Annotated in this window: 9 protein-coding genes and 2 pseudogenes; 7 read left to right on the top strand and 4 right to left on the bottom strand. The window is 72.0% G+C overall.

Features of this window, described 5'->3' with window-relative positions; genetic code table 11:
• Positions 1 to 754: pseudogene (locus ABZ281_RS25735) on the top strand (serine/threonine protein kinase); the annotation flags it as partial.
• 20 nt (positions 755 to 774) lie between these two features.
• On the opposite strand, the gene ABZ281_RS25730 reads toward ABZ281_RS25735, so the two are convergent.
• Positions 775 to 2,226, bottom strand: a complete 1,452-nt coding sequence (locus ABZ281_RS25730) for a serine hydrolase domain-containing protein (RefSeq protein WP_356659093.1) — start codon at positions 2,224 to 2,226, stop codon at positions 775 to 777.
• Between the two features lie 72 nt (positions 2,227 to 2,298).
• Between ABZ281_RS25730 and ABZ281_RS25725 the strand changes: the two genes are divergently transcribed.
• Positions 2,299 to 3,270 (top strand): LLM class F420-dependent oxidoreductase, encoded by a 972-nt coding sequence (locus ABZ281_RS25725; protein WP_356659091.1) that lies wholly within the window; start codon positions 2,299 to 2,301, stop codon positions 3,268 to 3,270.
• Here ABZ281_RS25725 and ABZ281_RS25720 read toward each other — a convergent pair.
• Positions 3,167 to 3,859, bottom strand: a complete 693-nt coding sequence (locus tag ABZ281_RS25720) for a hypothetical protein (protein WP_356659089.1) — start codon at positions 3,857 to 3,859, stop codon at positions 3,167 to 3,169. The genes ABZ281_RS25725 and ABZ281_RS25720 overlap by 104 nt on opposite strands.
• Positions 3,860 to 4,010: 151 nt before the next feature.
• On the opposite strand from ABZ281_RS25720, the gene ABZ281_RS25715 reads away from it, so the two are divergent.
• The 3 genes and pseudogenes from ABZ281_RS25715 to ABZ281_RS25705 form a co-directional block, all read left to right on the top strand.
• Positions 4,011 to 5,051, top strand: a complete 1,041-nt coding sequence (locus ABZ281_RS25715) for a hypothetical protein (protein ID WP_356659087.1) — start codon at positions 4,011 to 4,013, stop codon at positions 5,049 to 5,051.
• 62 nt (positions 5,052 to 5,113) lie between these two features.
• Positions 5,114 to 5,539 carry an SsgA family sporulation/cell division regulator gene (locus ABZ281_RS25710; protein ID WP_142166058.1) on the top strand — a complete coding sequence of 142 codons (426 nt, stop codon included), beginning with the start codon at positions 5,114 to 5,116 and terminating at the stop codon, positions 5,537 to 5,539.
• 82 nt (positions 5,540 to 5,621) lie between these two features.
• A pseudogene (locus ABZ281_RS25705) lies at positions 5,622 to 6,245 on the top strand (DUF2238 domain-containing protein); the annotation flags it as partial.
• A 9-nt stretch (positions 6,246 to 6,254) separates the two neighbouring features.
• On the opposite strand, the gene ABZ281_RS25700 reads toward ABZ281_RS25705, so the two are convergent.
• Entirely contained in the window at positions 6,255 to 6,725 is a 471-nt protein-coding gene (locus ABZ281_RS25700) for a DUF6328 family protein (RefSeq protein ID WP_356659095.1), read from the bottom strand.
• A gap of 178 nt (positions 6,726 to 6,903) precedes the next feature.
• Here ABZ281_RS25700 and ABZ281_RS25695 point away from each other — a divergent pair, with 178 nt between their 5' ends.
• Positions 6,904 to 7,251: a hypothetical protein gene (locus ABZ281_RS25695; RefSeq protein WP_356659085.1), complete on the top strand. Its 348-nt coding sequence runs from the start codon at positions 6,904 to 6,906 to the stop codon at positions 7,249 to 7,251.
• A gap of 9 nt (positions 7,252 to 7,260) precedes the next feature.
• On the opposite strand, the gene ABZ281_RS25690 is transcribed toward ABZ281_RS25695, so the two are convergent.
• Complete coding sequence (locus tag ABZ281_RS25690; RefSeq protein WP_356659083.1) at positions 7,261 to 8,244, bottom strand: aldo/keto reductase; 984 nt, start codon at positions 8,242 to 8,244, stop codon at positions 7,261 to 7,263.
• Between the two features lie 138 nt (positions 8,245 to 8,382).
• Here ABZ281_RS25690 and ABZ281_RS25685 point away from each other — a divergent pair, with 138 nt between their 5' ends.
• The gene (locus ABZ281_RS25685; RefSeq protein ID WP_356659081.1) at positions 8,383 to 8,550 is read left to right on the top strand and encodes a hypothetical protein; all 168 of its coding nucleotides are present in this window, start codon (positions 8,383 to 8,385) and stop codon (positions 8,548 to 8,550) included.
• Positions 8,551 to 8,561 lie beyond the last annotated feature (11 nt).

The following is an 8,561-nucleotide window of genomic DNA, read 5'->3' as shown; positions in this document are numbered from 1 at the left end:
CAGCAGACGGACCATGGTGGCGGGAACGGTCCTGGCCGTCGTCACCGTCGCGGTCGCCGTACTCGCCGCGACCCAGGGGCTGCCCGGCACGGACAGCGGCAGCGACGCGGCCGAATCCCCGGTCCGGCCCCCGGCCTCGGCGGCCACGCCGGGCCAGGGCACCAGCGGCGACAGTCCCGATCCGTCCGGGCCGCCCAGTCCGTCCAAGTCCCCCTCGCCGACCCCCACCCCCACTCCGTCGCCCCCGTCTCCCGCTCCCACACCCACACCGTCCGCTCCCGCCACGGCCCTGCCGCCCGGCTTCCAGCGCTACCGGGCACCGGAGGGTTTCTCCGTCGCGCTGCCCGAGGGCTGGAAGCGGCTGGACACCGACCGTGACGGCGAGGCGTACCGGGTCGTCTTCGGCGCCGAGGGCGACGACCGCACGCTGGCCGTCACCTACAGCGATCAGGCCGGCCCGGACCCCGTGGCCGTGTGGCGGGACGACGTCGAGCCGAACCTCAAGCAGGCCGACGACTACGACCGGATCGGAGCGATCCGCGCGACGACCTACCAGGGTCGCAAGTCCGCCGACATGGAGTGGACCGCGGATGTCGACGGTACCCGGATGCACACCTTCGGCCGGGGCATCCTGCTGGGTGAGGGCCGGAGCTTCTCGCTGCGCTGGACGACTCCGGACGCCGACTGGGAGGACGCCGCCAACCAGGAGGCGCTGCGCACGTTCTTCAAGACCTTCCGGCCGGGCTCGGTCTGAGCCAGACCTTCCGGCCCGGTTCAAAGTGAGCGGCGCGGGGCGCGCAGGGTGGTGAGCCGACCGCCGTGCAGCGGCCGGGTGCGCCAGCGCGCCGTGAGCGTCCGGTCCGCGAGGGAACAGGCCAGTGCCAGGCGGTGCGGGGTCTCCAGGAACACCACATCCACGGCCAGCGTGCCGGCATCGGTCCAGCCGCCGCTGACCGCGGTCGGAGCGGGTTCCTCGGCGACCCTCCAGCCCTCCTCCGCCAGACGCAGGGCGAGCCGGTCCGGGCGATCCGGCCGGTCCGCTGCTCCGGTGAGCGTGAGCGTCCAGCCGTCCGCGTCCCGGGCGAGCCCGGCCGACCGGACCGGCCCGGTCTCCACGGAGGGCGTGAACGCCGCGGCCGTCCAGCCCCGCTCCCGCTCCGGGGGTGCGGGACGGCCCGGGGCGGGCGGCAGCGCGAGCCGGTCGAGGCGCTCCCGCAGTTCCGCGTCGGCGGCCTCGCGGCCGGCCAGTGGCTCGGGTCCGAAAGCGGGCAGCAGATGCTCCCAGACCAGGTTCAGGTACTCCTGCATCCGCTCGGTCGCCGCGGTCGCCGCGATCACCACGTCGTGCTCCGGCAGGACGAGGCAGAACTGGCCGAACGCGCCGTCCCCCCGGTAGCCGTGCCGGGACGTCCAGAACTGGTAGCCGTAGCCCTGGTCCCAGTCCTGCCGCTCCGTGTCTCCCATGGCCCCGGTGGTCGGTATACGGGGGTGCGAGGCCCGGGCCACCCATCCCTGAGGCAGCAGCCGCTCGCCCTCCCACAGCCCGTCGCGCAGATACAGCTGGCCGAGCCGGGCGACGGCCTCGGTGGTGGCGTGCAGACCGCTGAAGCCGAGCTCCCGGCCGGCGCGGTCCCGCCTCCAGGACACCTCACCCACGCCCAGCGGATCCAGCAGCCGGGGCCGCAGATACGCGGTGAGCGGCTGCCCGGTCACTCGCTGGACGATCGCGGCGAGCGTGTAGGTGGCGGGCTGGTTGTAGGCGAAGACCGTGCCCGGGTCACCGTCGGGCGGCAGTTGCATGAACCCTCGGACGGGCTCGGCGGGGTCTCGCCCGAAAGCCTCGTCGACGGTGTCCCGTCGGTGCCCGCTCGCCATGGACGCCACATGCCGGACGAGCATCGCCCGGCTGCGCGGGTCGGTGATGTCGGCCTCGAACTCCGGGAAGTACGAGATCACCGGCGCGTCGAAGTCGAGCAGACCCTCGGCCTCGGCCAGGGCGGCCGCGGTCCCGGTGAAGCTCTTGCTGAGCGAGTACATCAGGTGGAGGCGTTCGGCGGTGTACGGCGCCCACCAGCCGGAGGCCACCAGGTGCCCGTGCCGCATGATCACCAGGCTGTGCGGCTCGATCTCCGGGGCGGCTTCGAGGGCGTCGAGGAAGGCGTGGACGCCGGAGGCGTCGACACCCTGGGCGGCGGGACCGGACGTCGGCGGGGCGGAGGCACTCATGGATGCATCCTGCACCCGTCGGCGGCCGTGATCGAGCCGTTTCCGGGCCCGCTGTCAGGGGACTCGCTGGTTATGGTGCAAATCGGATACACGATGATGACCGAGCAGGCCGGCCCCCGAGAGCTCGTCGACCATGTGGTGCGGGCCGAGGAGGCGGGCTTCGACTTCTCGGTGACCTCCGACCACTACTTCCCGTGGCTGCGCTCGCAGGGTCATTCGCCGTACGCCTGGGCCGTGCTCGGCGCGGCCGCCCAGGCCACGTCACGTATCCCACTGATGACGTATGTGACATGCCCGACGTTCCGCTACCACCCGGCGGTGGTGGCGCAGAAGGCGGCGACCCTGCAGTTGCTGTCCGAGGGCCGGTTCCGACTGGGGCTGGGCTCGGGCGAGAACCTCAACGAGCACGTGGTGGGCGGCGGCTGGCCATCGGTCGATGTGCGGCACGAGATGTTCGAGGAGGCCGTGGAGATCATCCGCGCCCTGTTCGAGGGCGGTCACGTCAACCATCACGGCACGCACTTCGACGTGGAGTCGGCCCGGCTGTGGGACCTTCCGGACGAGGCGCCGCCCATCGGCATCGCCGTCTCCGGGGAGCGGTCGTGCGAACTCGCGGGCCGGCTCGGTGACCTGGTGATCGCCACCGAGCCCAAGGCCGGGCTGCTGGATGCCTTCGACCGGCACGGCGGCCAGGGCAAGCCCCGCATCGGCCAGTTGCCGGTCTGCTACGACCCCGACCGGGACGCGGCCGTCGAGCGGGCGCACTCCCAGTTCCGCTGGTTCGGCAGCGGCTGGAAGGTCAACTCGGAGCTGCCGCATCCCGATTCCTTCGACGCGGCCACCCAGTTCGTCAGGCAGGACGACGTCGCCGACGCGATCCCGTGCGGTGACGACCCGGACGCGTTCGTCGAGGCCGTCCGCCCGTACGCCGAGGCCGGGTTCACCGAGATCGCCCTCGTCCAGATCGGCGGCGAGTCGCAGCCGGCGTACCTGGACTGGTCGGAGAAGACCCTGCTGCCGGCGCTGCGCGACGCGTTCGGCTGAAATCCTCGGCCAGCGCCTCCACGGCCCGTTCGACCAGATGAGTCCTCCGCCCCGGGGGGCTCTTCTTCACGAGCGCGCTCACCCGCTGGGCCTCCTCGGTCGTGGGCAGGAACCCGGCCGGCAGGAGGGGCAGCAACAGGCTCCGGACGAGCACTTCGCTCTCCGAGGTGACCTGGGGCCTGCGCACCACCGAGACGTTGACCCGGATCGCTTGCTCGTTGCCGGGCGGCACACCGGGCCGGTCCGTCTCGATGGCGGCGTAGCGGTAGCGATGCGCCCGGTCGCAGGCGGCGCAGCCGGCCGGGCCGCGGCTGAGCCGGTCACCGCAGCCGGGGCACACCAGCCGGTCGAGGGCGGCGTCCACCAGCCGCCAGTCGTGCCGGTCCGGTTCGGCCGCGACCCTCTCGGCCAGGGCGCCCTCCTGGCCACCGCCTGCGGCGGTGTCCCACTGCCGCAGGAACGCGGCCCACTCCCCTTCGACGATGCCGTCCACCAGGTCGCGGCAGACGGTACAGGCGGGGGCACCGCCGTACGCGTAGCCGTCGCACTCCGCACAGCGGCGTAGCGGCGTGTCCGCCTCCCGTCGCACCAGGCCCGGCATCCTCCCGCACCCGCGTCCGCCCGGGACAACGGTTCTCGGACGGGCCTCGCGGGCGGTGAACGGCGAGGTCAGCCGGGGCCGCTAGGCTTCCGTCCGCACCTCGTGCCGTCCGATCTGCCCCGCCTCAGGAGAGTCGTCCGTGACCGTAGCCATGACCCCGCCCGAGACGTCCACCGTCGCCGCCGCGCCCCTGTCCGACCTGATCGCGCGGGACGCGCGGGAGTTCGGGGCGTACGCCCGGACCGGAGGGTGGGCCTTCGGGCTGAAGGTGGCGCGCAGTGTGCGGCCCGGCGGTCAGGGTGCGGACGAGACGCCGAAGGTGTCCGCGAAGGAGTTCGCGGAGCTCGCCGGCTGCTCCCCGGAGCGGGTCATGCGCTACTACAAGGCGTGGGACCGGGCGGCGGACGACGGGATGGTCCCGCACTTCGAGGCGCTGACGCCCGGTCAGGAGGTGGACCTGCCGGACGCCGACGTGTGGCTGAGCTACTACGTCTCCCGCAACAGCGCGACCTCCGAGCGCGGCACCGCCATCTCCGAGGCCGCCGAGGCGGAGGGCATCCGGCCCACGAAGGCCCTGGAGGTCGCGGAGAACCCCACGGCCCTGCGCGCCGCGATCCTCGCCGACCCCTCCACCGCCCGTGCCGCCCGCCAGGCGCTGCTGGACCGGGTCCGTGAGGATCCGGACCTGCAGTCGGAGCTGGCCCGTGACGTGGTGCGCACCGACGAGCTGAAGAAGGCCGTCGCCGGGGAGAGCAGGGCGGCCGACCGGATCGGGTACGTGCGTCAGATCGCCGAGTCGGGACAGATGAAGACACCCGCCGGGCAGACCGTGGACGCGCCCGCCGACGTGCGGCAGGAGGCCGAGCGGCACCTGTCGCTCATCGACGAGCTCGACGAGGGTGAGGACGCCGGCGAGTGGGCCGCCGAGGCGTACGACACGATGAAGTCCCTCGTCGTCGAGGTCGTGGAGACGGACCCGGGGCTGCGGGTGCGGGAGCGGCGCACGAAGTTCTACAGCAGCCTGCAGAAGGCGACCAAGGTGTTCGAGGAGCTGACCTTCGACGACGCCGGGGAGTTCTACGAGGACGACATGGTGCAGCGTCTGGAGGATCTGCAGCGATCCGTCGCGGTGTGCATCGAGTCGCTGCGCGGTGCTCGCGGGATTCACCCGGTCGGCTGAGCATTCCGGCGAAATCGGGGGTACTAGAGGGCTCTACGTCGGTTCTTCCCGGAGGCCCCCTAGTGAACTCGTTCGTCCACAAGACCCTGGTGGTGCAGCTCCAGGCGGGCGACACGGACCGTTTCTCCGTGCTCGCCCACCTGAGCTACGACGCCGCGGATCCGTTCGCCGTCACCGTGGTCTTCAGCCATGACGGCCGCGTCCTCGCCCGGTGGCAGCTGGACCGGGAGATGCTCGGTGACGGGCTGCGGCGGCCGGTCGGGGTGGGCGACGTGCGGATGCGTCCGGAGTCGCGGGGGATGTGGCAGGAGCTGCGCCTGGAGTTCCTCGGCGACGCCCGCGCCGACGGCGGCCGCCACCACGCGGTGGTGTTCGCCTGGGCGCCCGGATTCGCGGCGTTCCTGCGGGAGACCTACGAGGTGGTGCGGCCGGGCCGCGAGGAGGTCCATGTCGACGACTTCCTGGCGGGCGTTCTCGCCGGGGGCTGAACCGGGGCCGGTCTGAGTAGGCGTACTCATGCCGAGGGCCCGCCCCCGACTGGACGATGGGCTGCCTCGAGAGGAGCCCGCCATGTCCGCTGTGTCCGACGTACATCCGGGTCCCCGGCCGTCTTTGCCCGCCGCCCTGGCCTGGGGTGTGCTCGCGGTGCTGGCCCTGTCCGCGTGGAACCCGCACGACCGCATGACCTGGTTCCTGGAGGTCGTGTGGGTCGCCGTGGGCCTGCCGCTGCTGGTGCTGACCCGGCGGCGCTTTCCGCTCACCGGTCTGTTGTGCTGTCTGCTGGCCGCCCATGCCGTGGTGCTGATGGTGGGCGGCCACTACACCTACGCCGAGGTGCCGGTCGGCGACTGGGTCCGGGCCACCTTCGGTCTGGACCGCAACCCCTATGACCGGTTCGGCCACCTGATGCAGGGCTTCGTCCCGGCCGTGCTGGTGCGCGAGCTGCTGGTGCGCACCTCGCCGCTGCGCGGGAGCCGGTGGCTCGCTCCGCTGACCGTGTGCGCGTGTCTGGCCTTCAGCGCCGTCTTCGAGATGCTCGAGTGGGCGGCCGCCGTCGCCGGAGGGCACGCGGCCGATGCCTTTCTGGCCACCCAGGGCGACGTCTGGGACACGCAGTGGGACATGTTCTGCGCCCTGGTCGGTGCCACCGCCTCGCTGCTGCTGCTCAGCCGGGTGCACGACCGGCAGCTGACGGCGGTGCCGTCACTTCGACGTGTAACGGTGCCGGATCCACAGCGGCAGGACGAACCAGCACAACAGGTACCAGCCGACCACACCGGCGACCAGGTAGGGCACGAAGCCGTCGTGCGTGGCCACGCGCAGGATGAGCAGCAGTGAGGCGGTCATCGTGGCGAGCAGCAGCACGAGGCCGAGCAGGGTGAGCCGGGAGGCCAGCCGCACGGCCTGGGGTTTGACGCGCCGCCCGGCGACGAGGCGGTGCAGGGCGACCGGGCCGATGAGCGCCCCGGTCGCGCAGGCGCCGAGGACGACCGTCACCAGATAGATCGTCTGGTCGGTGCCGGAGAGGTCGTCGTACTTCTCGGTGAACACCACCGTGAGGAGGAAGCCGAAGAGGATCTGGACGCCCATCTGCGCCACGCGGACCTCCTGGATGAGCTCCTGCCACATCCGGTCCGCTCTCTCCTCCTCCGTCTCGTTGCGCCCCCGGCGCATGCCCCCGCCCTCTGCCACGTCCGCCACTGTTCCTCCCGGAGTGAGACCCGAGCCCTCCTTCTTCCCGGGTTCCCCGGAACGACTCGTCGTCCCGCGGGCCCCCGGGTGCGGTTTGAGCGATCAGGGGACGGTTACACGGACGGCGCGAATGACGCAGAACCGAGGAGGTCGTGGACTCATGTCCGGAACGCAGCTCACCGTGACGCTCAGCGGCGGAGGCGCCGACGACGCGCGAGCGGTCGTCCGGGCCCTGGAAGGTACGTTCGGGTCTTCCGACGAGCTTCCCGCCGACGAGAACGCGACGGTCCACATGGCGACCTTCGACGGGGAGACGGACGCGGGTCCCGCCGGCGGCGACGAAGCGGGTTCCGGGCGGCTGTCCGCACCGGTGACCGTCACCGTGCAGGGCAGCCCGGAGGCCGTGCGGCGGGCGAGCGACACGCTCACCCGGGCCTTCACGGCACGCGACGACGGCGCAGCCTCCGGTGACCAGGAGCAGGAGAGGCAGCTGCTCCTGGAACCGTGAGGGTCGGCCTCACCAGCGGGATTCGACCTGGTCCTTGATGCGCCGGTCGTACAGGTCGCGGATCGCCGTCAGCGTCTCGCCGGGCAGCTGCGGGAGGCGGGCGGCGGCCGCGTTGGCCCGGGCCTGTTCGGGTGAGCGCGCGCCGGGGATCACAGTGGTGACGCCGGGCTGCTCGACGATCCAGCGCAGGGCCAGCTGGGCCGGGGTGTATCCCTCGGGGACGAGTGCCGCGAACTCGGCGGCCGCCTCGACACCGGTGGCGTAGTCGACGCCGGAGAAGGTCTCGCCCTGGTCGAAGGCCTCGCCGTGCCGGTTGTAGGTGCGGTGGTCGTTCTCCGGGAAGACGGTGTCCCGGGTGTACTTGCCCGACAGCAGGCCGGAGGCCAGCGGAACGCGGGCGATGATGCCCACGCCCGCCTCGCGCGCGGCCGGGAGCACCTCGCGCAGCGGCTTCATGCGGAACGGGTTCAGGATGATCTGCACGCTCGCGACGTTGGGCCGGGCGATGGCGGTCAGCGCCTCCTCGCAGGTCTCGACGCTGACGCCGTAGGCGGCGACGCGCTCCTCCTCGACGAGGGTCTCGAGGGCGTCGAACACCTCGTCCGTGGAGTAGACGGGCGTCGGCGGGCAGTGCAACTGCACCAGGTCGATGCGGTCGACGCCCAGGTTGCGCCGGGAACGGTCGTTCCAGGCGCGGAAGTTGTCGAGCACGTAGTTCCCGGGGATCTGCTCGACCCGGCGGCCCATCTTCGTGGCGACCATGACGTGCAGGTCCGGGCGGCCGCTGAGGAACGCGGCGATGGTCTGCTCGCTGCGGCCGTCGCCGTACACGTCGGCGGTGTCGAAGAAGGTCACCCCGGCCTCTGCCGCCGTCTCCAGTACCGCGAGGGCTTCCTTGTCGTCGACGTCTCCCCAGTCGGCCCCCAGCTGCCAGGTGCCCAGACCGATGACGGAGGCATGCTGATCCGACCTGTCGAATGTGCGCTCGTCCATGGGTGTCAGTCTGTCATCCGGCACGGCGTCGCGCGGAACGTGCCGATCCGGCTCGACGAGCCCGCTGGATCCACTCGCACGAGTGAATCGATGCGAAGGAACGCATCATGTGTCAACCAGCCCCTAGCGTGACTCCACGTGACCACTGGTGCAACGAACAACTACCCGTCGGCCGCCTCCCCTTGGACCCGCAGGGGCTTCCTCCTCACCGCCGCGGCCCTGACCGTGGTGCCGTACGTGTTCGCGGGCTGTGACGCCGTCGCCGTGCTGTCCGCCACCCTCGACCGCATGGGAGTTGTGTCCTGATGGGAATCCCC

The sequence above is a fragment of the Streptomyces sp. NPDC006265 genome (assembly GCF_040613555.1).
GTDB lineage: Bacteria > Actinomycetota > Actinomycetes > Streptomycetales > Streptomycetaceae > Streptomyces.
This window is presented reverse-complemented; position numbering and strand designations above follow the sequence as displayed.

Excerpts from the sequence above, each read along its gene's own strand:
- ABZ281_RS25730 (WP_356659093.1), bottom strand. The coding sequence starts at position 2,226 with ATGAGTGCCTCCGCCCCGCCGACGTCCGGTCCCGCCGCCCAGGGTGTC.
- ABZ281_RS25700 (WP_356659095.1), bottom strand. The coding sequence starts at position 6,725 with ATGCGCCGGGGGCGCAACGAGACGGAGGAGGAGAGAGCGGACCGGATG.
- ABZ281_RS25725 (WP_356659091.1), top strand. The coding sequence starts at position 2,299 with ATGGTGCAAATCGGATACACGATGATGACCGAGCAGGCCGGCCCCCGA.
- ABZ281_RS25690 (WP_356659083.1), bottom strand. The coding sequence starts at position 8,244 with ATGGACGAGCGCACATTCGACAGGTCGGATCAGCATGCCTCCGTCATC.
- ABZ281_RS25695 (WP_356659085.1), top strand. The coding sequence starts at position 6,904 with ATGTCCGGAACGCAGCTCACCGTGACGCTCAGCGGCGGAGGCGCCGAC.